The organism is Streptomyces cyaneofuscatus (assembly GCF_000718135.1).
GTDB classification, from domain to species: Bacteria; Actinomycetota; Actinomycetes; order Streptomycetales; family Streptomycetaceae; genus Streptomyces; species Streptomyces cyaneofuscatus.
Window position 1 is genome coordinate 1 of sequence record NZ_JOEM01000063.1, and the last position, 514, is coordinate 514.

The 514-nt window shown below is 73.9% G+C and carries 1 protein-coding gene; it reads left to right on the forward strand.

Translation table 11 applies throughout. From position 1 onward, the window contains the following. Positions 1–179 precede the first annotated feature (179 nt). A partial coding sequence (locus IF17_RS01000000136895; protein ID WP_157851211.1) for a helix-turn-helix domain-containing protein occupies positions 180–514 on the forward strand: 335 nt, incomplete at its 3' end.

The following is a 514-nucleotide window of genomic DNA, read 5'->3' on the forward strand; positions in this document are numbered from 1 at the left end:
GCACCGCCCCGTGCGGCGCCACCTACACCGTTCCCGACGGCGACGAGCTCGCCGACGACTCCTCCTAGGACACCGTGCCCCAGTCGCCTGCAGCCGCTGAGCCTCGCCACCTGTGTGGCGAGGCCGGGGGCGTTGCGTCTGGGGGCGTCCTGCCGCCGTGGCACCGCCAGAAGGTGAAGGTGCCGAAGCGGGTGTGGGGCAGCGGTGCCTACTCGCACAGCGCGGTCGCGTACTGGGCGCAGATCGCTGCCCTCGCGCAGCGTTCCGAGCGGTGCCGCGCCTCGGTGGTCACCCTCGCCCGCTTCATGGGCGACGCGAAGCGGACCGCCGAGCGGTATCTGGCCGAGCTGTCGGCCCCTGGGCCGGACGGCGAACCGGAGTTGTCCACCATCCGCCACACCGATGCGGCCGGCGACGGCGAGAGCGCCGAACGGTGGACCCGCCCGGCCATGCGCGGCGAGCACTTCGCCTACGTGCCCATCGCGGCCGCCAAGACGCTGCGCCGCCCCCTGTT